Source organism: Pseudomonas sp. PDM19 (genome assembly GCF_014852215.1).
Lineage (GTDB): Bacteria > Pseudomonadota > Gammaproteobacteria > Pseudomonadales > Pseudomonadaceae > Pseudomonas.
In genome coordinates, this window is the sequence record NZ_JACVBG010000003.1 from 1,211,771 (window position 1) to 1,237,573 (window position 25,803).

Below are 25,803 nucleotides of genomic sequence, written 5' to 3' on the forward strand. Positions count from 1 at the left end.
CCTGCGAGGCCGTGATGTCTTCCCGCGAGTCCCCGAGCCTGCCTGAGCTGTTGCGCCAGTGGTGGTTCCTGCCGTTGCTGACCCTCGCGCTGTGCCTGCGCCTGTATGAGCTGACCGGCTCGGCTATCTGGGGCGACGAAAGCTCTAGCCTGTTCCTCGCCCGCTATTCGCCTTTGCAACTCTGGCAGCACGCTGCCCACGACGTGCATCCGCCGCTGTACTTCTATCTGCTGCACCTGTGGACCGGACTGCTGGGCGAGGGCGTGCTGTCGCTGCGCCTGTTCAGTGCGGTGTTCGGCACGCTCGCGGTGTTCCTTGGCGGCTGGCTGGCGTGGCGCCTCGCCAGTCGCCGCGCGGCCTTGCTCGCTGTCGTGTTGCTGGCGCTGCTGCCCACGGCGGTGCGCTACAGCCAGGAAGTGCGCATGTATTCGTTGCTCGGCTGCTGGCTGCTGGCGGCGACACTGGCCTTGCTCTACTGGCTGGAGGAGGGCAAACGGCGCCATCTGCTGGCTTACGTCCTGCTGATGGCGGCGGCGTTCTACACCCATTACTTCAGCCTGTTCGGCCTGCTGGTGCATTGGGCCTGGCTGGCGTCGCTGCCGAACGCTCCCCTGCGTCGCCGCGACTGGTGGCTGGCCAACCTGGCCATCGCCATGCTGTTCCTGCCCTGGTTGCCCGGCCTGCTGGACCTGGTTCGCCACATGGCGGTGCTGGTCGCTGGCGGAGACGTGGGCTGGGCGCCGCCGGTGGATGGCCGTTCCGTCCCGTCGATGCTCTGGCAATGGCTCGCGCAGTCCGATGGCAACGAGCTGGCGTGGCCCCTGCTGGTGGGCGTGCCGTTGCTGGTGGTGGGGGCGATGTTGCTGGTGCTGCATCATGATCGCAGCCACCAGCGCGCCGGCGTGTTGCTCTCGCTCTACGTCGGTCTGCCGCTGCTGGGGCTGTATGGCGTGTCCTTCGTTTCGCCGGTGTTTGTCGAGCGCTACCTGACGGCCTTCGCGCTGGGGCTGCCGCTGCTGTTCGCGCTGGCGCTGGACCGCCTGCTGGAGGCGCGGCGGGCACTGGGAGTGGTGACCCTGGCGACTCTGCTCGGCCTGCAGGGCCTGGGGCTGGCGCGGGCCTACGAGACGGACCCGGACGAGCAGTTCGACGGCATGGTCGCCTACGTCAATGCCCACTACCACGCCGGCGACCGGGTGGTGGTGGACGATATCCTCTGGTACCTGGCGTTCCGTTACTACAACCGCACCGGCAGCGAACCGCTGCTGTACACCGCGCCGGCTGCGGAAGGTTCGTCCGGGCGGCCGGGGCTCTACGGTTTCGGCTCGCTGATCGATGATCGCCAGCACAGCTTCGTCGACCGCCTGGCCGACCTGCCGCCAGGCGATGGCCGTGTCTGGCTGGTGATGAGTCGCTACAACGACCAGGAGATTCCCGACGTGCCGGCCAACTGGCGGCGCATCGCCCAGCATGCCGGCGGGGAAGTGCAGGCGCTGCTGTTCGAGCGCGCGTCGCTGCGTAACGCCGCGCGCTGACCGCTCAATGGCTCAGAAACGGATGCGCCCGGTGAAGGCGTCCTTGAGCATCACCCAGTCGCCCATCAGCGACCACAGCGGGTACTTGAAGGTGGCGGGGCGGTTCTTCTCGAACACGAAGTGGCCGACCCAGGCGAAGCCGTAACCGGCCAGCGGCATGGCCAGCAACCACAGCCAGTGCCCGCTGACGAGGGCGTAGGCGAGGATCGACAGCACCAGCAGGCTGCCCACGTAGTGCAGGCGACGGCACACGGCGTTGCTGTGTTCCTGCAGGTAGTACGGGTAGAACTCGGCGAAGCTCTGGAATCGATCGGCGGTCTGGGTGCTCATGGCGCACCTCCTGTTGTTGTGATGGCGCCAGTGTAGGCCGGTGCCTTCAGACTTGCGGATGACATAGGGGGCCAGTTTAGTATCCCCCTGTGCCGCCGGCTTCTCCGGCCGTTCGGCGCGGATCACCACCATAACCAGAAGAAATTGCATGCCTGAGCGTACAACCCTGTCGAGCTGGGTGCGGGGGATCGTCCAGTCGCTGGAGCTGGAAGGCCTCGACTGCCGCGCGCTGTTCACTGAACTGCAGCTGGACTTCGCCGCCCTCGACGACCCCGATGCGCGCTTCCCGCAGGACGCCATGAGCCGCCTGTGGAACCGCGCCGTGGAGCTGTCCGGCAACCCGGCCATCGGCCTGAACATTGCCCGCGTGCACACGCCGGCGTTCCCCGTGGTGGGTTATGCGCTGATGTCCAGCCGCAACCTGGGCGAGGGCTTCGAGCGCCTGGAGCGCTACCAGCGGATCATCGCCGAGGGCGCCGACCTGACCTTCCGCCGCCTGCCCGAGGGCTGCCTGTATCGCATCGTGGTCCACGGTGATCGTCTGCCGGTGCCGCGCCAGAGTGCGGAGTGCTCGCTGGCCAGCCTGATCGCCATGCTGCGCTGGATCACCGGGCGGGCGATCAAGCCGCTGGAGGTGCGCCTGGCGGGCGAGGCACCGCCGGACATTGAACCCTACCGCGAGCTGTTCCAGGCGCCGCTGAGCTTTGGCCATGCCGACTGCGCGATGCTGTTCTCCCACGAGGACATGAGCGCGCCGCTGCCCACTGCCAACGAGGAGCTGGCGCGCCTGCATGACCGTTTCGCCGGGGAGTACCTGGCGCGCTTCGTCAGCAGCCGCTTCAGTCACCAGACCCGCCAGGTGCTGTGCCGCCTGCTACCCCAGGGCGAGCCCAAGCGCGAAAGCGTGGCCCAGGCGCTGAACCTGTCCGAGCGCACCCTGCAGCGCCGCCTGCAGGAAGAGGGCACCAGCTACCAGCAACTGCTCGACGACACCCGCCGCGAACTGGCCCAGCAGTACCTCGCCACGCCGCGCATGACGCTGCTGGAGATCGCCTACCTGCTGGGGTTCTCGGAGCCGAGCAACTTCTTCCGCGCCTTCCGTCGCTGGTTCGGCAAGACGCCGGGGGAGTACCGCGAGGACTTGTGAGTCGTTGTGTAGAAGCGCCGTGTGCCGGCGTTCCCGGTATATCGATTTGTAGGATGGGTGGAGCGCAGCGATACCCATGCTGTCGGTGCGCGGATTCGATGGGTATCGCTGCGCTCCACGCCATCCTACGGCCTGTTCATTCGGCCCATTAAGCGGCTGTTGGAGCGATCAGTGGCGCCAGAACGCCGGGGTGAACAGCACCAGCACGGTGATGATCTCCAGGCGCCCGAGCAGCATGCCGCCGCAGAGCAGCCACTTGGCCGCGTCCGGCAGTGAGGCGAAGTTGCCCGACGGGCCGATGATCGGGCCCATGCCCGGACCGACGCCGGCTACCGTGCTGGCCGCGCCGGTGAGCGAGGTCATCCAGTCCAGGCCGAGGAACGACAGGCCCAGCGCCAGACCGCCGACGGTGGCGCCGAAGAAGAACGAGAAGGTCAGGATCGAACGCACGATCTCTTCGTCCAGGCGGTGGCCGTTGTAGCTCTGCTTGATCACCGCGCGCGGGTGGATCAGCTGGTACAGGCTGGCGCGCAGCAGGGTGTAGGCCACCTGGAAGCGGAAGATCTTGATGCCGCCGGCGGTGGAGCCGGAGCAGCCGCCGATGAAGCCCAGGTAGAAGAACAGCATGATCGAGAAGTGCCCCCACAGACCGTAGTCGCCCAGGGCGAAGCCGGTGGTGGTCATCACCGAGGTCACGTTCACCGCGACGATGCGGAAGGCGTCGAACCAGGGCAGGCCCGAGTTCACCGAATACCAGGTGCCCATCACCAGCCAGGTGAATACCAGCAGACCGAGGAAACCGTGCACCTGGTGGTCGCGGATCAACGCCTTGCGGTTGCCGCGCAGGGTGGCGACGTAGAGCACGAAGGGGATGCTGCCCAGGATCATCACCGCCACCGCGACCCAGTGCACCGCCGGCTGGTGCCACTTGGCCAGGGACTGGTCGGAGGTGGAGAAACCGCCGGTGGAGATCGCCGACATCGCGTGGTTGAGCGAGTCGAACAGGCCCATGCCGGCCCACCAGAAGGCCAGGGTGCCGGCGATGGTGATGGCCACGTAGACCCCGACTATGTACTTGGCCACCATGTGCGAGCGCGGCATGACCTTGTCGGAGCGGTCCGAGGATTCGGTCTGGAACAGGCGCATGCCACCGATGCGCAGCATCGGCAGGATCGCCACCGCCATCGCGATGAAGCCGATGCCGCCCAGCCAGTGCAGCAGCGAGCGCCAGATGAGGATGCCCGGGGACATCTTGTCCAGCCCCGACAGCACGGTCGACCCGGTGGCAGTGATGCCCGACATGCTCTCGAAGATCGCGTCGGTGAAGCTGATGTGCCGCGCGAACATGAACGGCAGGGAGGAGAAGAAGCAGACGATCACCCAGCTCGACACGGTGAGCATGTACATGTCCCGCGGGCGCATGTGTACCTGCTCCGGGCGGCCGGGAATGACCATGCCCAGCCCGCAGGTGAAGGTGATGATCGCCGACCAGATGAACGGGTGCAGCTCGTTGGCACGGCCGTAATACAGCAGCGTGGCCATGGGGACCAGCATGGCGACCGCCAGCGTGATCACGAAGATGCCGATGATGAATCCGAGGGTGCGTAGTGTCGGCAGGGCCATGCGCTGAGGTCTGAATCCAGGAGGAATCGGCCATTTTACCTGCCGCCTGCCGAGAGTAAACCGCGTGACACCGTTCCCCTTTACAAGTTGGGCGGAGAAGGAGTGCGCCGTCTTTCCCGGACAAATGCGAACCCTTTGCGTCTACAATGGCGGCTTTCGAGATTGACTGGAGGCAGCCCATGGAGGCTCTCGACGCGTTGCTCAACCGTGTGTCCCATGCCCGCCTGAGCGAGCCGGCACCGTCTGCCGAGCAGCTGGACCGCCTGTTCCGCAGCGCCTTGCGCGCCCCGGATCACGGGCAATTGCGCCCGTGGCGCTTCCTCACCGTGGAAGGCGAGGCGCGCAAGGAGCTGGGTGAGCTGTTCGCCCGTGCCGTGGCGGCCAATGAGCCGGATGGCAAGCCCGAGGCGCTGGACAAGGCTCGCGCCATGCCGCTGCGCGCGCCGCTGCTGGTGGTCGCCGTGGCCCGTCTGCAGGATCACCCCAAGGTGCCGGAGATCGAGCAGTGGCTGGCGGCGGGTTGCGCCGCCCACGGCATCATCCAGGCGGCCTACGTCGAAGGATTGGGAGCGATGTGGCGCACTGGCGCCATGGCGTTCGATCCGCTGGTGCGCGAGGGCCTGGGGCTGGCCGAGAACGAACGTATCGTCGGTTTCATCTACCTCGGCACGCCTATCGGCGAGCTGCGCCGGCCGGCACCGCTGGACCCGGCTGAGTTCGTCAGCGCCTGGCGGGGCTGAGCGGCAGTTCCAGGCGCACCTTCCAGCCAGCGCCGCGGGCGCGCCAGAGCAGGTGCCCGCCCTGCCAGGCGGCCAGGCGTCGCGCCGGGGGCAGGGCTTCCGGCAGCCAGGCTCGCGCCTGCGGGTCGTAGCCTTGCAGATCCAGACGCAATTCACCGTGGGCTGAGCTGAGCGACAGCTCCAGCGCAGCATGTGGATGGCGCGCCAGCGCCCCTTCCAGCAAGGCATCCAGGGCTTCGCCCAGCGCATCCGGCCAGCTTTCCAGCGGCCAGGTGCCGCTCTGCGGCAGGCTCAGGCGCAAGCCGGGCCAGCGTGCGCGCCATTGCGTGGCGAGGCGCGCCAGTTCCACCGCCAGCACCAGGTATTGCGGATCGTCGTAGGGCTCGTGGCTCAGCAGGGCTGCCGGCGGCAGCGGCCTTTCCAGGGCGGGAGTCGGGACAGCGAAGGCGGGAAGGCTCATGGTTGCTCTCCGATAATGCGCTCGGTTCAGGCGATCTGACGGTGCAGCGGCAGGTCGATGCTGGCCAGGAAACCGCCCTCGGGATGGTTGCTCAGGCGCAGCCGCCCGTGGTGGCGCTCGATGGCGCGGCGGGCGATGGCCAGACCCAGGCCATGGCCGGGGCTGCTCTGGTTGGGCGCGCGGAAGAAGGGTTCGCCCAGTTGCGCCAGGTGTTCCTCACTGGCGCCGGGGCCGTGGTCACGGATGCTGATGTGCAGGCGTTCGTCATCGATCCGCGCCTGCACTTCCAGCGGCTGCTCCGTCGGGTTGAAGCGCAGGCCGTTGCGCAGCAGGTTGTCGAGGGCGCGCTCGAGCATGTCCGGCCAGCCGTCGAGGGCCAGTTGCGGGGCAACGTCGAGCTGGATGTTCTGCTGCGGGTAAAGCAGTTGCGCGTCGTTGCGCAGGCGCTCGAACAGCGGCAGCAGGTCGATGCGGCTGGTCGGGCCGGGCTCGGCGTCGAGGCGGGCGAGGGCGAGGATTTCGCTGATCAGCGCTTCCAGGCGGTCGCATTCCTGTTCCAGGCGCGGCCACATGGCGGCGCGCTGGTCGGGCTCGGCGCGTTCGGCCAGGGCCAGGGCAATACGCAGGCGCGCCAGCGGTGAACGCAGCTCGTGGGACACATCGCGCAGGAGCTGGCGTTGGCTGCCGATCAGCCCTTGCAGGCGGGCGCCCATGCGGTTGAAGTCACGGGCCAGCACCCCCAGTTCGTCGCCACGGCGGGAGAGGCGGGCGAGGCTGTCCTGCTGATAACTGGTCTGGCCGAGGTCATGCACAGCGCGGCGCAGGCGGTTCAGCGGGCGGGTGATGGACAGCGTCAGCAGCAGGCTGAACACGGTCAGCACAACCAGCGCGATGCCCAGCGCACTCAGCGGCCAGAGCAGGCTGCTGCGGTGCCAGGCCTGCAGTGTCGGGTGCGGAATGCGGTAGATGAACAGGTAGGTCTGGTCGGTACGGCTGCTGGTGTATTCCTGGCTCAACTGGCGCCAGGGGAAGCGCGGCAGGTTTTCCCGGTCGAAGTTGTTGTCGCGCGGGCGTGGCGGGCGCGGCAGGTAGGTACCGTTGACCAGGCGCTGGCCAGTCTCGTCGAGCACCTGCACCGAGAGTTCGTATTGCTTGCGGCGGCTTTCCAGCAGTTCCTGCGCGGCATCCGGGCCTTGCGTCTCGTAAAGCAGGGTCCATTGCTTGGCGATGTCATGCAGGCCGGGATAGCGGGCGATCACCCAGGTGTCCTGGTTCAGGGCGCGGCCCAGCAGGATCGACAGTCCGGCCACCAGCAGCAGGGCGAGCCAGAAGGCGGCGAGGATCCGCCAGAAGAGTGAACGCATGGTCTTCCTGTTCAGCCGCATGGTCTATCCGTTGTCGGGGGCTCCACGGCAAGGCGCCGGGTAGAACCCGGCGCCTGCGTTTGCTGGAGCGAATCAGTTGGTCTTGGCGCCGTCCTTCTGGGCCTTCCAGGTCTGGAATTCAGCCCATTCGGCCTTGCGCTGTTCGCGCTGCTTCTTCATCTCGTCGAACTTCTTCTGCTGCTCGGGCGTGAGGATGCCGCGGATGCCGGCGTCGGCCTTGTCACGGTTGGCCTTCAGTTCTTCCTGCATGGCCTTGCGGTCGGCCTCGGGCAGCTTGTTCCAGTACTTCTCGGTGATTGCGCGGCGATCCTTCATCGAGTCGCCCATCAGCTTGCCGACTTGCTGGCGCTGGTCCTGGGTCAGGTTCAGTTCGTGGAACGCACCGCCGTGTTCGCCGCGGTGCATGCCCGGGCCGTGGTCCTTCATGAACGGGGCCGGCGGCGGAGCGTCGGTCGGCGCGGGAGTGGCCGCCAGCGCGACGGTCGGCAGGGCGGCAGCGATCAGCAGGGCGGTCAGGGTCTTGCGCATGGTGTTTCTCCTTTCAGGGGCCGGTCGTTACCGGATGAGCCCAGTCTAGGGTCGGCAAGGTCAAGGGCGGTCAGTCCCACGTAAAGCTTCGGTAAAGATTACGTGAAGCCCGGCTGGAAACTTTACGAAGCCCGGGCCAGAGCGGCCCGGGCCCTCCGCAGGGCGAGATTTCAGGCTGCGTAGAAGTAGCCGCGCCCGCGCAGGGCGAGGATGCGCGGGCGGCCGTCGGGGTGGCTGCCGAGCTTCTTGCGCAGGTTGCTGACGTGCATGTCCAGGCTGCGGTCGTACAGGGTCAGCTTGCGGCCCAGCGCGAGCTGCGCCAGCGCCTGCTTGTCCAGTGGTTCGCCCGGCTGGCGCAGCAGGGCTTCGAGGATGCGGCTCTCGGAGAGGGTCAGGCTGATTTCTTCGGCACCGATGGTGGCCACGCCGCGCGACAGGTTCAGCGCCAGGTCGCCCAGTTCCAGTTGCGCGGCGGGTTGTGCCGGGTGGCTGCGGCGCAGTACGGCGCGCAGGCGGGCGGTCAGCTCGCGGGGGTCGCAGGGCTTGGCCAGGTAGTCGTCGGCGCCCAGCTCCAGGCCGAGGATGCGGTCCAGCGGCTCGCCGCGGGCGGAGAGCATCAGCACCGGCAGGTCCGGATGGTCGCTGCGCAGCGACTTGAGCAGTTCCAGGCCGCTGCCGTCGGGCAGCATGACATCGAGCACGACCGCGTCCGGCGCACGGCTGCCCAGCGCGGCGCGGGCCTGCGCGCCATCGTGGGCGGCGCGGATGCTGAAACCTTCCTGGGTCAGCCAGGTGGTCAGCAGTTCGCAGAGTTCGACGTCGTCGTCGATCAGCAGCAGTTCACTCATGAAGAGGCTTCTTTCAGTTGATCCATTCGCGGCGCGAGCGGCGGCGGCCACGGCTCAGCATGCCCAGGATGAACGCCAGCAGGGCGGTGCCGGCACCGGCCACGTACCAGGTCTGCTGCTCGCTGAGCAGGCGCGGCGGCTGGTTGGCCTGGGCCTCGCGCAGTTGCAGCTTCAGGCGCTGGTTTTCCTGGGTGAGGCGGGCGATGCGGGCTTCATCCTGGCTGTTATCCTGCTGTGCCGGTTGCGCGGCCAGTTGCGCGGCCAGTTCGGCGCGCTGCCGTTCACTGTCGGCCAGGCGCTGCTCCAGTTCAGATTTGGCGGCCGGCGGTTGAGCTGTTGCTTGGACAGCGCCTTGCGCCGGTTGCTCCGTGACGGGCTCTTCGGCGAGGGCGGGCAGCGGCAGGGCGAGGCAGGCGAGCAGGGGCAAACGGCGCATCGGGACTCCTTGTTCGATGATGTGCCGCCGTCCATGGCCATCCCGGCGCAGTCCGGCTGCGATGCCCCGTGGCGCTCCGTGCCTCGGGGTGCAACGCTCGCGCGCTGTTAGGGCAGGACTTTCTTGAACGGCTTGACCACGACTTCGGCGTAGACGCCGGCGGCGCGGTACGGATCGGCGTCGGCCCAGGTCTGGGCGGCGGTCAGCGAGTCGAACTCGGCGACGATCAGGCTGCCGGTGAAGCCGGCGGCGCCCGGGTCGTTGCTGTCGATGGCCGGGTGCGGGCCGGCCAGCACCAGGCGGCCTTCTTCCTTCAGCTGCTCCAGGCGTGCGATGTGCGCGGGACGGGCGGCCAGGCGGCGTTCTTGGGAAGCGGTGATATCACGGGCAATGATCGCGTAGAGCATGTCAGTCCTTGGGTTTTTCGCCGGTAGGCTCATCGTGCATGTGGCGGGCCAGGAATACGCCCTGGCCGATCAGGAACAGCAGGGTCATGCCCAGGCTGCCGAACACCTTGAAGTCCACCCAGTAGTCCTGGAAGGTGAAGGCGACGAACAGCTGGACACAGCCGCAGATCAGGAAGAACAGCACCCAGGCGACGTTCAGTTTCGCCCAGAGGGTATCGGTCAGGTGTACCGCATGGCCCATGATGCGCTGGATCAGCGGCTGGCCGCCAATGAAGTGACTGCCGGCGAAAGCCAGGGCGAACAGCCAGTTCACCACCGGCGCCTTCCACTTGAGGAAGGTTTCGCTGTGGAAGGCCAGGGTCATGCCGCCGAACACCAGGCAGGCGGCGAGCGTCACCCACTGGCCCTTGTCCAGCTTGCGCTGCTTGATCAGCAGGGCGCCGTAGACCACCACGGAGGCGGCGATCAGCACCGCCGTGGCGCTGTAGATCCCGCCGACCGAGAAGCTCTGGCCGGCGAGTTCGACGTTGCGCGGGTCGAGCTTGTAAACGATGAAGAAGAGGATGAGGGGAATGAAATCGATGAATTGCTTCATTACGGCAGCCAGAGCCCAGTAGAGCCGGCATAATACCAACCTGCGGATGAACTGAAAGAGCCATCCGCCCAACGCTGCGTCAGATCATGGTTTCAATGCGTTGCTGCGGGAGCGTTGGCACAGAAACGTCTATACAGAAAGCTATCCCGACGCAAAGTTATCCCGACTGAAAGTCATCCTGCATTCCCTGGAAGCCCCATGCGAGTCGATCTGCACTGCCACAGCACCGCGTCCGACGGACAGCTCAGCCCGACGGCCCTGGTCGAGCGTGCCCATGGGCGCGGCGTGCGCGTACTGGCGCTGACCGACCACGATACCCTCGACGGCCTGCCCGAGGCGCGCCGCGCCGCGCAGGCGCTGGGCATGGAGCTGGTGGACGGCGTCGAAGTGTCCTGCACCTGGGGCGGGGCGACCATCCACGTGCTCGGCTACGGCTTCGATGTGACGGCCGAGCCGCTGGTGCAGGCGCTGGACGACCTGCACCGCGCCCGCTGGACCCGCGCCGAGGAAATCGGTCGGCGCCTGGAAGCCAAGGGCATGCCCGGTGCCTTCGAGGGCGCGCGGGCGATTCAGGCCGAACTGGGCGACAGCGAGAACGCCCCGGCACGCCCGCATTTCGCCGAGTTCCTGCTGCGCCAGGGCTACGTCAAGGACCGCGCCGAGGCCTTCCGCAAGTGGCTGGGCGCCGGCAAGCTGGGCGACGTCAAACAGCACTGGCCGAGCCTCGCCGATGCCGTCGGCACGCTGCGCTCGGCGGGCGCCTGGATCAGCCTGGCGCACCCCTATCAGTACGATTTCACCCGCACCAAGCGGCGCAAGCTGGTGGCCGACTTCATCGCCGCCGGCGGGCATGCGCTGGAAGTCTGCAACGGCCCGCAGCCGGCCGAGCAGGTCGGCGTGCTGAGCATTCTCGCCCGTGAATTCGGCCTGATGGTCACCGCCGGCAGCGACTTCCACGGCCCCAGCGACTGGTCGGAGCTGGGCCTTTACCGGAGCGTGCCCGAAGACCTGGCGCCGCTCTGGCCGCGCTTCGCCAGCGCCGAGAACGCCATCGGGACCAAGGAGACTCCATGAGCCAGTTCTTTCAGATCCATCCGGAAAATCCCCAGGCGCGCCTGATCAAGCAGGCGGTGGAGATCGTCCGGCAGGGTGGGGTGATCGCCTATCCCACCGACTCCTCCTACGCGCTGGGCTGTCGTATCGGCGAGAAGTCCGCGGTGGAGCGCATCCGCCACATCCGCCGGCTCGACGACAAGCACAACTTCACCCTGGTCTGCCGCGACCTGTCCGAACTGGGCCTCTACGCCAAGGTCGACACGGGCCTGTTCCGCCTGCTCAAGGCGCACACGCCCGGCCCCTACACCTTCATCCTCAACGCCACCCGCGAAGTGCCGCGCATGCTGCTGCATCCCAAGCGCCGCACCATCGGCCTGCGCGTGCCGGCCTGCCCGATCGCCCTCGCGCTGCTGGAGGAGTTGGGTGAGCCGCTGATGAGCGTCAGCCTGATCCTGCCCGGTGAGAGCGAGCCGCTGAACGATCCGTACGAGATGCGCGATTCGCTGGAGCACCTGGTCGACCTGATCATCGACGGCGGTTTCGGCGGCGGCGAGGCCTCCACCGTGATCGCCCTGACCGACGAAGACCCGGTGGTCGTGCGCGTCGGCTGCGGCGACCCGGAACCCTTCATGGTCAACGCCTGAACACGCCCGGCGTGCTGGCTATACTCCCTCGTCCCATCGCCGAACCCGCGAGGTTGACCGCTTGACCAGCGTCGAATCCCTGCGCCGTGTGCTGTCCGGCATGCGCCCCACCGGGCGCCTGCACCTGGGCCATTACCACGGTGTGCTGCAGAGCTGGGTGAAACTGCAGCACGAGTACGAATGCTACTTCTCCATCGTCGACTGGCACGCCCTGACCACCGAGTACGACGAGACCGCCAGCATCCGCCAGCACGTGCGCGACATGGCCATCGACTGGCTGGCAGTGGGCGTCAGCCCCAGCGCCGCGACTATGTTCATCCAGTCCCAGGTGCCCGAGCACGCCGAGCTGCAGCTGCTGCTGTCGATGATCTGCCCGCTGTCCTGGCTGGAGCGCGTGCCGACCTACAAGGAACTGCAGGAAAAGCTGGTCCACAAGGACCTCTCCACCTTCGGCTTCCTCGGCTACCCGCTGTTGCAGGCCGCGGACATCCTGATCTACCGCGCAGGCCTGGTGCCGGTAGGCTCGGATCAGTTCGCCCACGTCGAATTCACCCGCGAGATCGCCCGCCGCTTCAACCATCTTTATGGCGGCGAGGTGGACTTCGAGGACCGCGCCCAGACCGCCATCGCCCGCCTGGGCAAGAAGACCGGCAAGCTCTACAGCAGCCTGCGCCGTGCCTGGCAGGAACAGGGCGACGCCGAGGCGCTGGAGACGGCCCGCGCGCTGCTCATGGAGCAGCAGAGCCTGACCCTGGGCGACCGCGACCGGCTGTTCGGCTACCTCGAAGGCACCAGCCGCGTGCTGCTGCCCGAGCCGCAGACCCTCACCAGCCACGCGCCGAAGATGCCAGGGCTGGACGGGCAGAAGATGTCCAAATCGCACCACAACACCATTGCCCTGCGCGACAGCCCGGCGGTGATCGAGGAAAAGATCGCGCGCATGCCCACCGACCCCGCGCGCGTGCACCGCCGCGATCCAGGCGACCCGGAGCGCTGCCCGGTATGGCAGTGGCACCTGATCTACTCCGACGAGAGTTGCCGCCAGTGGGTGCAGGAAGGTTGCCGCAGCGCCGGGATCGGCTGCCTGGACTGCAAGCGGCCGGTGATCGAGTCGATCCTCCACGAACTGGCGCCGATCCAGGAGCGCGCGCTGGACTACGAGGACAACCCCGAGCTGGTGCGCAGCATCCTCGCCGAAGGCGCCGAGCGCGCCCGCGAGGCCGCGCGGGAGACGCTGGTGGAAGTGCGGCATGCGATGGGGCTGTCCTACCGCTGACGCGCCATTGCTCTTCGGGTAGTTGGTGCTCGCGACTCCCTCACCCCAGCCCTCTCCCAGAGGGAGAGGGGGCCGTCCGTGCCGGCTGACTCCGTGGCTTCAGCCGGCTCCGATCTGTCCCCTCTCCCGCTTGAGGAGCGGGGCGCGCAGCTAGGGTTAGGGTGAGGGGCCTTCGCTCTTTGTAGGGGCGGACGTTGTCCGTGATAGGCCCGCATCGCGCCGAAGCCAAGCGCAGACCCCATCTCGGACAGAGCCCGCTCCTACGCGCAGGCAAACCGCACAGGCCGCAAATCCGCCAAAAGCCCCTCGCGCCGCCGGCAAAAGCAGGGATAATGCCGCCTTCGAACCCCAGCGCCTGACGAGTGGCCGATGAGTGACCTGACCGAGCCGGAAGCCCCCGCCGCCGCCCCTGAATACCAGGTGCCGGTGCAGCTGGCGCTCGTCTACGGCGAGGCCCTGACGGAGATGCCGCAGGACCTGTACATCCCGCCGGACGCCCTGGAGGTCTTCCTCGAAGCCTTCGAAGGCCCGCTCGACCTGCTGCTCTACCTGATCCGCAAGCAGAACATCAACATCCTCGACATCCCCGTGGCGGAAATCACCCGCCAGTACATGGGCTACGTCGAACTGATGAAATCGGTGCGTCTGGAGCTGGCTGCCGAGTACCTGGTGATGGCCGCCATGCTCGCCGAGATCAAGTCGCGCATGCTGCTGCCGCGCTCGGCCGAGGCCGAGGAAGAAGAGGAAGACCCGCGCGCCGAACTGATTCGCCGCCTGCAGGAGTACGAACGCTTCAAGAAGGCCGCCGAGGACCTCGACGACCTGCCGCGCCTGGGCCGCGACTACGTGGTGCCCACTGTCGCCGCGCCGGATGCGCGGGCGCGCCGGCTGCTGCCGGAAGTGGACATGCAGGAACTGATGCTGTGCATGGCCGAGGTGCTGCGCCGCGCCGACCTGTTCGAAAGTCACCAGGTCACCCGCGAGATGCTCTCCACCCGCGAGCGCATGACCGAAATCCTCGAACGCCTGAAGGGCGAGGGCTTCGTGCCCTTCATCAGCCTGTTCCGTGTCGAGGAGGGCAAGCTCGGCGTGGTGGTGACCTTCATGGCGGTGCTGGAGCTGGTCAAGGAACAGCTGGTGGAACTGGTGCAGAACGAAGCTTTCGCGCCCATCCACGTCCGCGCCCGCACGGAAGTGCAGGAAGGCGCCGCGCGCTTCGGGGAAGTGCCGGAAGATGTACTGGAAGAGGGCGACGAAGACGTTTTCGAACCGCGCGAAGAGCCACCGGCCGAGCTGACCTTCGAGGACGGCCACTTCGACGGCCCCGAAGGCGAGTCGGCGCTCGACCAGGCCCTGGACAGCGAGCCGGAAGACGAGCCGCTCTGATCCGCCAGCGTTGCCCTGGCGCCGCGCTTTGAGTAGCTTTCCCGCCTGAACGGCGAAACCTTCAACCCTGACCCGAGCCCCCGATGAATCTCTCCGACCCGCAAGAACTGGCGACCCTGCTCGAAGGCATCCTCCTGGCTGCCGGCAAGCCCATGTCGCTGGAGCGCCTCGGCGAGCTGTTCGAAGAGGCGGAGCGCCCCGAGCCGCAGCAGTTCCGCGATGCGCTGGCGGTGCTGGGCCTGTCCTGTTCCCGGCGGGCCTTCGAGCTGAAGGAAGTCGCCACTGGTTACCGCCTGCAGGTGCGCGAGAAGTTCGCCTCCTGGGTCGGCCGGCTCTGGGAGGAACGTCCGCAGCGCTACTCCCGTGCGCTGCTGGAGACCCTGGCGCTGATCGCCTATCGCCAGCCCATCACCCGGGGCGAGATCGAGGAAATCCGTGGCGTTGCGGTGAACACCCAGATCGTCAAGACGCTGATGGAGCGCGAGTGGATCCGCATCGTTGGCTACCGCGAAGTCCCCGGCCGCCCGGCCATGCTCGCCACCACCCGCACCTTCCTCGACTACTTCAACCTCAAGAGCCTGGAAGACCTGCCGCCGCTGGCCGAGCTGAAATTGATGGAGCCCGAGCCGCAGCCGATCCTCGAGGACATGGCGCCAGTAGCGAGCCTGCCGAGCCCCGAGGAATACGACGAGGACTACGTGCCGCCGTCGCTGCAGGCCCTGGCCGACCAGGCCGTGCGCGATGCCGGCGAGGAGCCGGAGCCCGCGCCGCCGGAGGAGCCGAAGGAGGAGACCAGCTTCCGCAGCCTGCTCGCCGAGCTGGACGAGATGGAACAGGGCCTGAAGACCGACTTCGACGATCTGATCGACCGTCCGCCGAGCGACGACGAAGACACCGGCGTGGATGCCGACTTCAGCGGCGTGCACGCGCTGCCGGAGGTCGAGCCGCAGGACGAAGCCCAAGCGGATGTCCCGCCCGAAACACAAGGCCAGCCCGAAGCGGCAGCCGAGCCTGAAGCGCCCGTGCCGCCGCCAGCCCCTGCGCCGTCCGCGCCCGCGGCAGACGAATGGGACGAAGAGCGCGCCCTGCGCGAAGCCATGCTCGAGGAAATGGAGTTCAACGCGCGCAATCGCGACCATTGAGCCCGGCCTTTGGCGCATCTGACCGAGGCTTTCCAGCCGTTCGGTGATTGACTTCCGCCCTCGGCGCGACGACCTTATGTGCCGCGTTCGCAAGGCGCTGGCGGCAACACCCGGGGATGCCGCCCGATCGACCGCCCTGACGACGTCTCTCGACAACAATCCACAGTGGCCTGGCGCTGCGCGCAGGCTGCTGAGTACCCATATGAAAAGAACTCCAATCAGCCGTATCTGCTGGCTCGGCCTCCTGCTGGGCCTTGGCAGCGCTTCGCTTTCCGCCGCCCAGGCACCTGCCGCTGCACCCGCCGTGCCGCTGGCCGGGCAGTCGAAGGACGCCTTCATCGACAGCCTGATGCAGCGCATGACGCTGGAAGAGAAGATCGGCCAGCTGCGCCTGGTCAGCGTCGGGCCGGACCATCCCAAGCCGGTACTGCTGAAGGAAATCGCCGAGGGCACCACCGGCGCGGTGTTCAACACCGTGGTCCGTCCGGGCATCCGCGACCTGCAGGACGCGGCCATGAAAAGCCGGCTGAAGATCCCGCTGTTCTTCGCCTATGACGTGGTCCACGGCCATCGCACCGTGTTCCCCATCGGCCTGGGCCTGGCGGCGAGCTGGGACATGGCATCCATCGAGCGCAGCGCCCGCGTCGCGGCCATCGAGGCCAGCGCCGACGGCCTCAACCTGACCTATTCGCCCACCGTCGACATCGCCCGCGATCCGCGCTGGGGCCGTGTCTCCGAAGGCTTCGGCGAAGACGCCTGGCTGACCAGCAAGGTCGCCGCCGCGGTGGTCAAGGGCTACCAGGGCCAGGGCCTGAACCAGCCGCAAACCATCATGGCCGGGGTCAAGCACTTTGCCCTGTATGGCGCCGGCGAAGGCGGCCGCGACTACAACACCGTGGACATGAGTCCGCAGCGCATGTTCCAGGACTACCTGCCGCCGTACCGCGCGGCCATCGACGCTGGCGCCGGCGCGGTGATGGTCTCGCTGAACAGCATCAACGGCGTGCCGGCCACCGCCAACAAGTGGCTGCTGCAGGACCTGCTGCGTGGCCAGTGGGGCTACAAGGGCCTGACCCTGAGCGACCACGGCGCGGTGCTGGAGCTGATCAAGCACGGCGTGGCCGCCACCGAGCGTGACGCCACCCAGGCGGCGATCAACGCCGGCGTCGAAATGAACATGAACGACGATCTCTATGGCAAGCACATGCCCGAGCTGCTCAAGGCCGGGCTGATCAGCCAGGACGAGATCGACCGTGCCTGCCGCGACGTGCTCGCCGCCAAGTGGGACATGGGCCTGTTCCACGACCCGTACCGCTACCTGCAGGGCAAGGACCCGGTCGACACCGACGCCGAGGACCGCCTGCACCGTGCCGACGCTCGCGAGATCGCGCGCAAGGGCATGGTCCTGCTGAAGAACGAAGGCAGCGTGCTGCCGCTCAAGCGTGACGGCGTGATCGCCCTGATCGGCCCGCTGGCCGACAGCAAGCGCGACGTGATGGGCAGCTGGTCCGCCGCTGGCAAGGCCTTCCAGGCCGTGACCGTGCTCGAGGGCATGGGCGCCGCCACCCGTGGCCATGCCGCTCTGCTCTACGCCAAGGGCGCCAACGTCACCGACGATCCGGAGATCGTCAAATACCTCAACGAGTACAGCGAAGACGTCAAGGTCGACTCGCGCAGCCCGAAAGCCATGATCGACGAGGCCGTCGAGAAGGCGAAGCAGGCTGACGTGGTGGTGGCCGTGGTCGGCGAATCCCAGGGCATGGCCCACGAAGCGTCGAGCAAGACCAACCTGCACATCGCGCAGAGCCAGATCGAGCTGCTCAAGGCCCTCAAGGCCACCGGCAAGCCGCTGGTGCTGGTGCTGATGAACGGCCGGCCGATGGACCTGCGCTGGGAAAGCGCCAACGCCGACGCCGTGCTGGAAACCTGGTTCAGCGGCACCGAGGGCGGCAACGCCATCGCCGACGTGCTGTTCGGCGACTACAACCCGTCGGGCAAGCTGACCATGACCTTCCCGCGCTCGGTGGGCCAGGTGCCGATCTACTACAACCACCTGAACACCGGCCGCCCGTTCGACCACGAGCACCCGAACAAGTACACCTCGCGCTACTTCGACTCGCAGAACGGCCCGCTGTACCCCTTCGGCTACGGCCTGAGCTACACCGACTTCAGCGTCTCGGACGTGAAGATGTCGGGCAGCAAGCTGAAGAAGGGTGACCAGCTGACCGCCAGCGTGACCGTGAAGAACACCGGCAAAGTTGCCGGCGAGACCACCGTGCAGCTCTACCTGCGCGACGTCGCCGCGTCCATCAGCCGCCCGGTCAAGGAGCTCAAGGGCTTCAGCAAGATCCTGCTGCAGCCGGGCGAGTCGAAGGTGGTGCAGTTCCCGATCCGCGAGGAAGACCTGCGCTTCTACGACAGCCAGCTGCGCTACGCCTCGGAGCCGGGCGAGTTCAAGGTCTACGTCGGCCTGGATTCGGACAACGTGAAAGAGCAGAGCTTCACGCTGCTCTAAGCGTCACTCGCTGCTGCAAACTAGAACGCCACGGCTGACCCAGCCGTGGCGTTTTGCTTTCAGGCAGCTTTGGCTGCCTTGCGGGAGCGGAGCCCGATCAGCCAGCGCACCGCGCCTTGCACCAGCACGGCCAGTAGCGCCGCCTCGGCGAAGCTCGGCAGGATGTCGTTGACCGGCAGGCGCAGCGCCAGCCACAGGCAGAACGCGGCGAAGGCCGGGCGCCCGGTGACCATGCCACGCAGCAGGGCGATGACGAATCCCGCGCCGTGCAGCCGCTGCGACGATACGCAGAGCACGATGGAGAGCAGCGGGAATACCGCCAGAAGACCGCTCCAGCTCGGCCCGGCCCAGCCGGCGAGGGCGGTGACGGCCAGGGTCAGCAGCGCGCCGGAGAGCATGCGCAGGCCCAGCTCGAAGCGGCCCAGGGCGGCGACGGTACCCGGCAGTTCGGCGCGGGGCATGAACAACTGGCTGGTCAGCGCGCCCAGTGCGGCGGCGATCAGGGCCCAGACAGGCATGGCCGGGAGTTGCGTCAAGGCCCAGGCGGCTACCAGCCAGGCGAGCATCGCGCCGCTCAGCGCCCGCGGCCAGGGGTGCTGCCGGCACAGCCAGGCATAGGCGAAGTTGAAGGCTTCCGAGGCGAAGATCGCCGCCAGCGCCAGCAGCGCGGCCTGAGCGCCGAAGTCACGGCCGTGCTCCACGGTGATCAGATAGAGGATCGGCCCGGCGATGGCGGGCAGGGCGGCGAGACAACCGGCCACGGTCGGCCCCCACCAGCGCCCGGAGAGGGACACCAGCAGCAGGAACAGCGGAACCAGGGTGAGTTTGAGGGCGAGCATGGGGGACGCCGGAGTGCGTGGAGGGCGGATTCTAGCAAGGCGCGCAGCCTTCGATTGGCTGCTTCGATAACCCGCGTCGATGGCGCCGATGGGGAAATCGAGTTGGACCTTGGCGCCGCGCGGGTGTCCATTGTGCAGGCCCACTGACGTTCACCCATCGAATCGAGAGGAAGTCCGTGAAGAGTCCGTGCATCAAGGTCTGCGAGTTCGAAGAGGGCATTTGCCTGGGCTGCGGCCGCAGCCGTGAGGAAATCAAGGCGTGGAAGCGTGTCGACCACCTGGGCCAGGAGGCGATCCTGGCCGAGGCGGACATGCGTCTGCTGGTGCTGGAGGCGCAGGGCAAGCGGCTATACCGCTGAGAGGCGTTAGACGCAGGGCGAATAACCCGGAACGGGTTATCCGCCGCATCCTCCACGGCGGATAACGCTGGCGCGTTATGCGCCCTACAGAATGTCAGCCGCGTGCCGCAGCCATCGCCCGCGCCGTATCCAGCATGCGGTTGGAGAAGCCCCATTCGTTGTCGTACCAGGCCATCACCTTCACCAGCCGGCCATTCACCCGCGTGTGGCTGGCGTCGAAGATGGCCGAGCGCGGGTCGTGGTTGAAGTCCACCGAGACCAGCGGCTGGCGGTTGAAGCCGAGGATCGCCGAGCCTTCGCTGGCACGCTCCAGCAGCGCGTTGACCTCCTGCGCGCTGGTGTCGCGGGCGACCTGCAGCGTGAGGTCCACTAGCGACACGTTGATCACCGGCACCCGCACCGCCAGGCCCGTCAGCTTGCCCGCCAGTTCCGGCAGCACCAGGCCAACGGCTTCGGCGGCGCCGGTTCTGGTCGGGATCATCGACTGGGTGGCCGAGCGCGCGCGGTACGGGTCGCTGTGGTAGACGTCGGAAAGGTTCTGGTCGTTGGTATAGGCGTGGATGGTGGTCATCAGCCCGTGTTCGATGCCCAGCTCGCGGTGCAGCACCTGGGCCACCGGTGCCAGGCAGTTGGTGGTGCAGGAGGCGTTGGAGACTATGCGGTGCTCCGCGCGCAGGATGTCTTCGTTGACGCCGAACACCACGGTGGCGTCCACGTCCTGGCCGGGCGCGGAGATCAGCACCTGGCGCGCGCCGGCCTGCAGGTGCGCCGCAGCCTTGTCGCGGGAGGTGAAAAGGCCGGTGCACTCCAGCACGATATCCACCCCCAGGGCCTTCCACGGCAACTCGGCCGGATGGCGGATCGCCGTGACGGCAATGCGGTCGCCCTCTACCCTGAGGCTTTCGGCGTCGTGCTCGACGTGGCCGGCGAAGCGCCCATGCACGCTGTCGTACTGGAACAGGTGGGCGTTGATCGCGGCGTCGCCCAGGTCGTTGATCGCCACCACTTGCAGGTGCTGGCGGTAGGGGCCCGAGTAGAGCGCGCGGAGTACGTTCCGACCGATGCGGCCAAATCCGTTGATTGCCAGGCGTATAGTCATGAAGGTCGTCTCTTTTCTTTTGTTGTGGTAAAAACAATTAAATTTCCACGTTGATGAAAAGTAAACACCGAGTAATCAACGATAATGTTGTAAAAACAACAACCGATAGTCTGTAGGAGAATGCTGCCATGCACCCTCGTGTGCTTGAAGTCACCCAGCGCATCCAGGCCCGCAGCGCGGCCACGCGTCAGCGCTACCTCGATCTGGTCAAGGCAGCCGCCACCAAGGGTCCGCACCGCGGCACGCTGCCCTGCGGCAACCTCGCCCACGGCGTCGCGGCTTGTGGTGATTCCGACAAACAGGCGCTGCGGCTGATGAACCAGGCCAACGTCGCCATCGTCTCCGCCTATAACGACATGCTTTCCGCGCACCAGCCGCTGGAGCGCTTCCCGGAACTGATCAAGGACGCCCTGCGGCAGATCGGCTCGGTCGGCCAGTTCGCCGGCGGCGTGCCCGCCATGTGCGACGGCGTGACCCAGGGCGAGCCGGGGATGGAACTGTCCCTGGCCAGCCGCGACGTGATCGCCATGGGCACCGCCATCGCGCTGTCGCACAATATGTTCGACGCCGCGCTGTGCCTGGGCGTGTGCGACAAGATCGTCCCCGGCCTGCTGATCGGCTCGCTGCGCTTCGGCCACCTGCCGGTGGTGTTCGTGCCCGCCGGCCCCATGCCCACCGGCATCTCCAACAAGGAGAAGGCCGCGGTGCGCCAGCTGTTCGCCGAAGGCAAGGCCACCCGCGAGGAGCTGCTGGCCTCGGAGATGGCCTCCTACCACGCGCCGGGCACCTGCACCTTCTACGGCACCGCCAACACCAACCAGTTGCTGGTGGAAGTGATGGGCCTGCACCTGCCGGGCGCCTCCTTCGTCAACCCGAACACCCCGCTGCGCGACGAGCTGACCCGCGAAGCCGCGCGCCAGGCCGCGCGCCTGGCGCCGGAGAACGGCCAGTTCGTGCCCATGGCGGAGATCGTCGACGAGAAGGCCATGGTCAACTCGGTGGTGGCGCTGCTGGCCACTGGCGGCTCGACCAACCATACCCTGCACCTGCTGGCCATCGCCCAGGCCGCCGGCATCCAGCTGACCTGGCAGGACATGGCCGACCTCTCCGAAATCGTGCCGACCCTGGCGCGCATCTATCCCAACGGCCAGGCCGACATCAACCACTTCCAGGCGGCGGGCGGCATGTCCTTCCTGATCCGTCAGCTGCTCGATGGCGGCCTGCTGCATGAAGACGTGCAGACGGTGGTCGGCAAGGGCCTGCGTCGCTACATCCAGGAGCCTTTCCTCGACGACGGCAAGCTGGTCTGGCGCGAAGGCCCGGCGGCGAGCTTGGACGAGAACATCCTGCGCCCCATCGACAAGCCGTTCTCGGCCGAAGGCGGCCTTCGCCTGATGGAAGGCAACCTCGGTCGCGGCGTGATGAAGGTCTCCGCCGTGGCGCTGGAGCACCAGATCGTCGAAGCCCCGGTGCGCATCTTCCATGACCAGTCGAGCCTGGCCGCCGCTTTCAAGGCCGGCGAGCTGGAGCGAGACCTGGTGGCCGTGGTGCGTTTCCAGGGCCCGCGCGCCAATGGCATGCCGGAGCTGCACAAGCTCACGCCGTTCCTTGGCGTGCTGCAGGACCGTGGCTTCAAGGTGGCGCTGGTCACCGACGGGCGCATGTCCGGCGCTTCCGGCAAGGTGCCGGCGGCGATCCATGTGTCTCCGGAGGCGCTCAACGGCGGCCCGCTGGCCAAACTGCGCGACGGCGATGTGGTGCGCGTCGACGGCACTACCGGCGAGCTGCGCGTACTGGTGGATGCCGCGCAATGGGATGCCCGTCCGCTCGTGGAAACCCCCGCGCTGGATAACATGGGCATGGGCCGCGAGCTGTTCGCCTTCATGCGCAATGCCTTCAGTTCGGCCGAGCAGGGCGCCTGCAGCTTCACCGCCGAGCTCGACGGCTTGCGCTGAGACGCTCACCTGATGGAATCTTCTGCGCGGCGTTGACTGCCTGTCCGCCGCGCGGGAGAGCCTCCGGTGCTGTCCTACGCTGAATCTTTCCCCCCACTTCCAGGCCCGAGCCCACAATGATTTCCAACAACGCTCAGCTCGCCCCGAACGGCTTCGCCCTGGTCGGCGACATCGGCGGCACCAACGCCCGCTTCGCCCTGTGGCGCGGTGAAGTCCTCGAGTCCATCCAGGTCCTGGCCTGCGCCGACTACCCGCGCCCGGAAGATGCCGTGCGCGACTACCTGCAGCGCGTCGGCCAGCCGCTGTCGGCCGTCGACAACGTCTGCCTGGCCTGCGCCGGCCCCGTTGGCGCAGGCGACTTCAAGTTCACCAACAACCACTGGGTGATCAAACGCGACGCCTTCCGTGCCGAACTGGGCCTGAGTCACCTGCTGCTGGTGAACGACTTCAGCACCATGGCCTGGGCGGCTTCGCGTCTCTCCGAAGAACATCTGGTGCAGGTGCGCCCCGGCAAGGCACTGGAAGGCCGCGCCAAGCTGATTATCGGCCCAGGCACCGGCCTGGGTGTCGGCAGCCTGATGCCGCTGCCGGGTGGCGGCTGGGAAGTGCTGCCCTGCGAAGGCGGCCACGTCGACCTGCCGGTGACCTCCGAACGTGACTTCGCCCTCTGGCAACTGCTGCGCGAGAAGTACGGCCATGTCTCGGCCGAGCGCGTGCTCTCCGGCAGCGGCCTGGAAAACCTCTACCGCATGAGCTGTCAGCTCGATGGCGTGGAGCCGAAATGCGCGACTGCCGCCGAGATCGGCGAGCGCGCCATGGCTGGCGACGCCTATGCCGACGCGGTGCTGGAGCACTTCTTCGTCTGGCTGGCGCGCGTCGCCGGCAACGCCGTGCTGACGGTCGGCGCGCTGGGTGGCGTGTACATCACCGGTGGCATCGTCCCGCGCTTCCTCGAGCGCTTCCAGCACAGCGGCTTCGCCGAGGCCTTCCGCAGCCGTGGCAAGACCAGCGGGCCGTACCTCGACCAGGTTCCGGTGTGGGTCATGACGGCGGATCATCCGGGCCTGTTCGGCGCCGGCGTGGCCCTGGAGCAGGCGCTGCGCAACGAAGGCTGACACCCCGCTTCATCCCTGAAGAACAACAAGAACAAAGGACGCCCGAAGTGAACCAGCCTGCCCGATCCATCCTGCTGGTGGACGACGACCAGGAAATCCGCGAGCTGCTGGAAACCTACCTCAGCCGCGCCGGCTTCCAGGTGCGCAGCGTCGCCGATGGCGAGAGCTTCCGCCGCGCGCTGTGCGACGAGGACGCCGCCCTGGCGATCCTCGACGTGATGCTGCCCGACGAGGACGGCTTCAGCCTGTGCCGCTGGATTCGCTCACACCAGCGCCACGCCTGCATGCCGGTGATCATGCTCACCGCTAGTTCCGACGAAGCCGACCGCGTGGTGGGTCTGGAGCTGGGCGCCGACGACTACCTCGGCAAGCCCTTCAGCCCCCGCGAGCTGCTGGCGCGGATCAAGGCGCTGCTGCGCCGTGCGCAGTTCACCCAGGTGCGCGGCGGCGAGGTCATCGCCTTCGACGACTGGCGGCTGGATACCATCAGCCACCGGCTGTTCCACGAGGACGGCGAGGAGCACTTCCTCAGCGGCGCCGACTTCGCCCTGCTCAAGCTGTTCCTCGACAACCCCCGGCAGATTCTCGACCGCGATACCATCGCCAGCGCCACCCGTGGCCGCGAAGTGATGCCGCTGGAGCGCATCGTCGACATGGCCGTGTCGCGCCTGCGCCAGCGCCTGCGTGACACCGAGAAACCGGCGCGGCTGATCCAGACCGTGCGCGGCAGCGGCTACCTGCTGGCCGCCCAGGTTCGCCCGCACCTCGCCGGCCATGAGTGAACGCCGCCGCTGGGCCCTGGTGCCGCGCTCGCTGCTCGGCCGCATGCTGCTGCTCACCCTGCTGGCGGTGCTGATCGCCCAGGGCCTGTCGAGCCTGTTCTGGATATCCCACCTGCGCACCAGCCAGCGTGACGGCCTGCTCACCAGCTCGCGCAGCCTGGCTTATTCCATGGCCGCCAGCGTCAGCTACTTTCGCTCGCTGCCCATCGGTTACCGTCCGCTGGTGCTCGACCAGCTGCGCAGCATGGGCGGTACGCGCTTCTTCGTCTCGCTCAACGAACGCCCGCTGAACCTGCGCGCGCTGCCGGACACCACCAACAAGCAGGCGGTGATCGACATCGTGCAGGACGTGCTGCACCAGAAGCTGGGCAAGGACGTCGAGCTGCAGGTCGAGTTCGTCAGCCCGGACGACTTGCGGCTGTTCAACGGCGAGCTGAAGCTGGAGGAACTGCCGCGTTCCTGGGCGCACTACGCGCTGACCCTGGAACCGGTGAACCCGCCGGTGCTGGTCACGCAGATCCGCATCGGCGAAAGCGAGTGGCTGTACATCGCCAGCCTGATGCCGGCGCCCTACGTCACCCTGGAACCCGAAGGCCTGCCGCCGCAGCAGGTCATCTCCATCGTCTTCACCAGCCTCCTGCTGCTGCTGTTCACCGGCCTGCTGGTGCACTGGCAGAGCCGCCCGCTCAAGCGCCTGGCCCGTGCCGCCCGCGACATCGCGCTGGGCGGCGAGGAACAGCCGCTGGAGGAGAGCGGCGCGAGCGAGCTGGTGGAGGTCTCCCGCGCCTTCAACACCATGCGCGAGCGCATCGACCGCTACGTCAACGAACGCGCGCAGCTGTTCAGCGGCATCTCCCACGACCTGCGCACGCCGATCACCCGCCTGCGCCTGCGCGTGGAACTGCTGGAGGATGAACAGGCGCAGGACAAGTTCAGCCACGACCTCGACGAACTGGAACTGCTGGTGAAGGGCGCGCTGCAATGCGTGAAGGACACCGACATCCACGAAAACGTCGAGTCGGTGGATCTCAACCAGTTGCTGCAGTACGTCGCCGGCCCCTACATCGCCGACGGCCGCGTCGAAGTGCTGGGCGCGGCGCTCGAGCCTTATCCGGGCAAGCCGCTGGCGCTCAAGCGCTGTATCGGCAACCTGCTGGACAACGCCCTGAAGTACGGCGGCCGCGCCCAGCTGAGCATCGAGGATGATCCCGACGCGGTGGTCCTGCACGTCGACGACCAGGGCCCCGGCGTGCCGGAACAACGCCTGGAGAAAGTCTTCGAACCGCGCTTCCGGTTGTCCGAACGCGGCCAGGGGTACGGCCTTGGCCTCGGTATCGCGCGCAACATCGCGCATACCCACGGCGGCGAAGTCACCTTGCAGAACCGCCGTGAGGGTGGGCTGCGGGTGACGTTGAGGCTGCCGCGGCTGGAAGTGGAGTAGGGCGCTTCGCGCTTCCGTCATCTTTCGCCATGAACATTCGCCCAATGTCACCGGCCGGTGACAATCAAAGATCGCTTCGTTACCCGGAGAACGGAATGCCTTGGATAGACTCGGACCATCGCAAGCGAAGACTTGCCTCCAATAACAAGAACAAGGTGCT

The 25,803-nt window shown here is 67.3% G+C and carries 25 protein-coding genes; 14 read left to right on the forward strand and 11 right to left on the reverse strand.

Annotation, left to right across the window (positions count from 1 at the left end):
* Positions 1–14 precede the first annotated feature (14 nt).
* Positions 15–1,535, forward strand: a complete 1,521-nt coding sequence (locus IB273_RS31650) for a glycosyltransferase family 39 protein (protein ID WP_192224975.1) — start codon at positions 15–17, stop codon at positions 1,533–1,535.
* A gap of 12 nt (positions 1,536–1,547) precedes the next feature.
* Here IB273_RS31650 and IB273_RS21515 read toward each other — a convergent pair whose 3' ends face one another.
* Positions 1,548–1,865 (reverse strand): Mpo1-like protein, encoded by a 318-nt coding sequence (locus IB273_RS21515; RefSeq protein WP_081518014.1) that lies wholly within the window; start codon positions 1,863–1,865, stop codon positions 1,548–1,550.
* A gap of 148 nt (positions 1,866–2,013) precedes the next feature.
* Here IB273_RS21515 and IB273_RS21520 point away from each other — a divergent pair, with 148 nt between their 5' ends.
* Entirely contained in the window at positions 2,014–3,012 is a 999-nt protein-coding gene (locus tag IB273_RS21520; RefSeq protein ID WP_192210160.1) for an AraC family transcriptional regulator, read from the forward strand.
* A 168-nt stretch (positions 3,013–3,180) separates the two neighbouring features.
* On the opposite strand, the gene IB273_RS21525 is transcribed toward IB273_RS21520, so the two are convergent.
* A complete protein-coding gene (locus IB273_RS21525; RefSeq protein WP_081518016.1) occupies positions 3,181–4,635 on the reverse strand; it encodes a TrkH family potassium uptake protein in 1,455 nt (484 codons plus the stop codon).
* 179 nt (positions 4,636–4,814) lie between these two features.
* On the opposite strand from IB273_RS21525, the gene IB273_RS21530 reads away from it, so the two are divergent.
* Entirely contained in the window at positions 4,815–5,375 is a 561-nt protein-coding gene (locus IB273_RS21530; protein WP_081518017.1) for a nitroreductase family protein, read from the forward strand.
* Here IB273_RS21530 and IB273_RS21535 read toward each other — a convergent pair.
* The 7 genes from IB273_RS21535 to IB273_RS21565 form a co-directional block, all read right to left on the reverse strand.
* Positions 5,356–5,835: a hypothetical protein gene (locus tag IB273_RS21535; RefSeq protein ID WP_192224976.1), complete on the reverse strand. Its 480-nt coding sequence runs from the start codon at positions 5,833–5,835 to the stop codon at positions 5,356–5,358. The two genes, IB273_RS21530 and IB273_RS21535, sit on opposite strands and share 20 nt — an antisense overlap.
* 26 nt (positions 5,836–5,861) lie before the next feature.
* A complete protein-coding gene (locus tag IB273_RS21540; RefSeq protein ID WP_192224977.1) occupies positions 5,862–7,199 on the reverse strand; it encodes a sensor histidine kinase in 1,338 nt (445 codons plus the stop codon).
* Positions 7,200–7,292: 93 nt separating this feature from the next.
* Positions 7,293–7,748 (reverse strand): Spy/CpxP family protein refolding chaperone, encoded by a 456-nt coding sequence (locus IB273_RS21545; RefSeq protein WP_192224978.1) that lies wholly within the window; start codon positions 7,746–7,748, stop codon positions 7,293–7,295.
* A 170-nt stretch (positions 7,749–7,918) separates the two neighbouring features.
* A complete protein-coding gene (locus tag IB273_RS21550; RefSeq protein WP_045210141.1) occupies positions 7,919–8,596 on the reverse strand; it encodes a response regulator transcription factor in 678 nt (225 codons plus the stop codon).
* Positions 8,597–8,609: 13 nt separating this feature from the next.
* Positions 8,610–9,032 carry a translation initiation factor 2 (IF-2, GTPase) gene (locus tag IB273_RS21555; protein WP_192224979.1) on the reverse strand — a complete coding sequence of 141 codons (423 nt, stop codon included), beginning with the start codon at positions 9,030–9,032 and terminating at the stop codon, positions 8,610–8,612.
* Positions 9,033–9,139: 107 nt separating this feature from the next.
* Complete coding sequence (locus IB273_RS21560) at positions 9,140–9,439, reverse strand: YciI family protein (RefSeq protein WP_081518021.1); 300 nt, start codon at positions 9,437–9,439, stop codon at positions 9,140–9,142.
* Between the two features lies 1 nt (position 9,440).
* A complete protein-coding gene (locus IB273_RS21565) occupies positions 9,441–10,034 on the reverse strand; it encodes a septation protein A (protein ID WP_192224980.1) in 594 nt (197 codons plus the stop codon).
* A gap of 198 nt (positions 10,035–10,232) precedes the next feature.
* Between IB273_RS21565 and IB273_RS21570 the strand changes: the two genes are divergently transcribed.
* The 6 genes from IB273_RS21570 to bglX all read left to right on the forward strand — a co-directional run bounded on the left by IB273_RS21570 (position 10,233) and on the right by bglX (position 18,053).
* Positions 10,233–11,108, forward strand: coding sequence for a PHP domain-containing protein (locus tag IB273_RS21570; protein WP_192224981.1), 876 nt, complete (start codon positions 10,233–10,235; stop codon positions 11,106–11,108).
* Entirely contained in the window at positions 11,105–11,734 is a 630-nt protein-coding gene (locus IB273_RS21575) for an L-threonylcarbamoyladenylate synthase (RefSeq protein ID WP_081518024.1), read from the forward strand. The genes IB273_RS21570 and IB273_RS21575 overlap by 4 nt, the downstream gene beginning before the upstream one ends.
* Before the next feature lie 61 nt (positions 11,735–11,795).
* On the forward strand, positions 11,796–13,010 hold the full coding sequence (locus IB273_RS21580) for a tryptophan--tRNA ligase (RefSeq protein WP_192224982.1): 1,215 nt from the start codon (positions 11,796–11,798) through the stop codon (positions 13,008–13,010).
* A gap of 498 nt (positions 13,011–13,508) precedes the next feature.
* On the forward strand, positions 13,509–14,396 hold the full coding sequence (locus IB273_RS21585) for a segregation and condensation protein A (RefSeq protein ID WP_412548092.1): 888 nt from the start codon (positions 13,509–13,511) through the stop codon (positions 14,394–14,396).
* A gap of 83 nt (positions 14,397–14,479) precedes the next feature.
* Positions 14,480–15,538: an SMC-Scp complex subunit ScpB gene (scpB, locus tag IB273_RS21590; protein WP_192224984.1), complete on the forward strand. Its 1,059-nt coding sequence runs from the start codon at positions 14,480–14,482 to the stop codon at positions 15,536–15,538.
* A gap of 217 nt (positions 15,539–15,755) precedes the next feature.
* Positions 15,756–18,053 carry a beta-glucosidase BglX gene (gene bglX, locus IB273_RS21595; protein WP_318652499.1) on the forward strand — a complete coding sequence of 766 codons (2,298 nt, stop codon included), beginning with the start codon at positions 15,756–15,758 and terminating at the stop codon, positions 18,051–18,053.
* A 59-nt stretch (positions 18,054–18,112) separates the two neighbouring features.
* On the opposite strand, the gene IB273_RS21600 is transcribed toward bglX, so the two are convergent.
* Positions 18,113–18,892 carry a hypothetical protein gene (locus IB273_RS21600; protein WP_192224986.1) on the reverse strand — a complete coding sequence of 260 codons (780 nt, stop codon included), beginning with the start codon at positions 18,890–18,892 and terminating at the stop codon, positions 18,113–18,115.
* 176 nt (positions 18,893–19,068) lie between these two features.
* On the opposite strand from IB273_RS21600, the gene IB273_RS21605 reads away from it, so the two are divergent.
* On the forward strand, positions 19,069–19,251 hold the full coding sequence (locus IB273_RS21605; RefSeq protein WP_081518029.1) for a DUF1289 domain-containing protein: 183 nt from the start codon (positions 19,069–19,071) through the stop codon (positions 19,249–19,251).
* Between the two features lie 94 nt (positions 19,252–19,345).
* Here IB273_RS21605 and gap read toward each other — a convergent pair whose 3' ends face one another.
* On the reverse strand, positions 19,346–20,350 hold the full coding sequence (gene gap / locus IB273_RS21610) for a type I glyceraldehyde-3-phosphate dehydrogenase (RefSeq protein WP_192224987.1): 1,005 nt from the start codon (positions 20,348–20,350) through the stop codon (positions 19,346–19,348).
* A 128-nt stretch (positions 20,351–20,478) separates the two neighbouring features.
* Between gap and edd the strand changes: the two genes are divergently transcribed.
* The 4 genes from edd (at position 20,479) to IB273_RS21630 (ending at position 25,643) form a co-directional block, all read left to right on the forward strand.
* The gene (gene edd / locus IB273_RS21615) at positions 20,479–22,305 is read left to right on the forward strand and encodes a phosphogluconate dehydratase (protein WP_081518031.1); all 1,827 of its coding nucleotides are present in this window, start codon (positions 20,479–20,481) and stop codon (positions 22,303–22,305) included.
* A 116-nt stretch (positions 22,306–22,421) separates the two neighbouring features.
* Positions 22,422–23,420: a glucokinase gene (locus tag IB273_RS21620; RefSeq protein WP_225610223.1), complete on the forward strand. Its 999-nt coding sequence runs from the start codon at positions 22,422–22,424 to the stop codon at positions 23,418–23,420.
* A gap of 47 nt (positions 23,421–23,467) precedes the next feature.
* Positions 23,468–24,202 carry a response regulator gene (locus IB273_RS21625; RefSeq protein ID WP_081518033.1) on the forward strand — a complete coding sequence of 245 codons (735 nt, stop codon included), beginning with the start codon at positions 23,468–23,470 and terminating at the stop codon, positions 24,200–24,202.
* 19 nt (positions 24,203–24,221) lie between these two features.
* Complete coding sequence (locus IB273_RS21630; protein WP_139791564.1) at positions 24,222–25,643, forward strand: ATP-binding protein; 1,422 nt, start codon at positions 24,222–24,224, stop codon at positions 25,641–25,643.
* Positions 25,644–25,803 lie beyond the last annotated feature (160 nt).

Coding starts and splice junctions, on each gene's coding strand:
- IB273_RS21565 (WP_192224980.1), bottom strand. CDS start 10,034: ATGAAGCAATTCATCGATTTCATTCCCCTCATCCTCTTCTTCATCGTT.
- IB273_RS21570 (WP_192224981.1), top strand. CDS start 10,233: ATGCGAGTCGATCTGCACTGCCACAGCACCGCGTCCGACGGACAGCTC.
- edd (WP_081518031.1), top strand. CDS start 20,479: ATGCACCCTCGTGTGCTTGAAGTCACCCAGCGCATCCAGGCCCGCAGC.
- IB273_RS21540 (WP_192224977.1), bottom strand. CDS start 7,199: ATGCGTTCACTCTTCTGGCGGATCCTCGCCGCCTTCTGGCTCGCCCTG.
- IB273_RS21535 (WP_192224976.1), bottom strand. CDS start 5,835: ATGAGCCTTCCCGCCTTCGCTGTCCCGACTCCCGCCCTGGAAAGGCCG.
- IB273_RS21600 (WP_192224986.1), bottom strand. CDS start 18,892: ATGCTCGCCCTCAAACTCACCCTGGTTCCGCTGTTCCTGCTGCTGGTG.
- IB273_RS21550 (WP_045210141.1), bottom strand. CDS start 8,596: ATGAGTGAACTGCTGCTGATCGACGACGACGTCGAACTCTGCGAACTG.
- IB273_RS21530 (WP_081518017.1), top strand. CDS start 4,815: ATGGAGGCTCTCGACGCGTTGCTCAACCGTGTGTCCCATGCCCGCCTG.
- gap (WP_192224987.1), bottom strand. CDS start 20,350: ATGACTATACGCCTGGCAATCAACGGATTTGGCCGCATCGGTCGGAAC.
- IB273_RS21575 (WP_081518024.1), top strand. CDS start 11,105: ATGAGCCAGTTCTTTCAGATCCATCCGGAAAATCCCCAGGCGCGCCTG.
- scpB (WP_192224984.1), top strand. CDS start 14,480: ATGAATCTCTCCGACCCGCAAGAACTGGCGACCCTGCTCGAAGGCATC.
- IB273_RS21620 (WP_225610223.1), top strand. CDS start 22,422: ATGATTTCCAACAACGCTCAGCTCGCCCCGAACGGCTTCGCCCTGGTC.
- IB273_RS21560 (WP_081518021.1), bottom strand. CDS start 9,439: ATGCTCTACGCGATCATTGCCCGTGATATCACCGCTTCCCAAGAACGC.
- IB273_RS21525 (WP_081518016.1), bottom strand. CDS start 4,635: ATGGCCCTGCCGACACTACGCACCCTCGGATTCATCATCGGCATCTTC.
- IB273_RS21555 (WP_192224979.1), bottom strand. CDS start 9,032: ATGCGCCGTTTGCCCCTGCTCGCCTGCCTCGCCCTGCCGCTGCCCGCC.
- IB273_RS21515 (WP_081518014.1), bottom strand. CDS start 1,865: ATGAGCACCCAGACCGCCGATCGATTCCAGAGCTTCGCCGAGTTCTAC.
- IB273_RS21520 (WP_192210160.1), top strand. CDS start 2,014: ATGCCTGAGCGTACAACCCTGTCGAGCTGGGTGCGGGGGATCGTCCAG.
- IB273_RS21545 (WP_192224978.1), bottom strand. CDS start 7,748: ATGCGCAAGACCCTGACCGCCCTGCTGATCGCTGCCGCCCTGCCGACC.
- IB273_RS31650 (WP_192224975.1), top strand. CDS start 15: ATGTCTTCCCGCGAGTCCCCGAGCCTGCCTGAGCTGTTGCGCCAGTGG.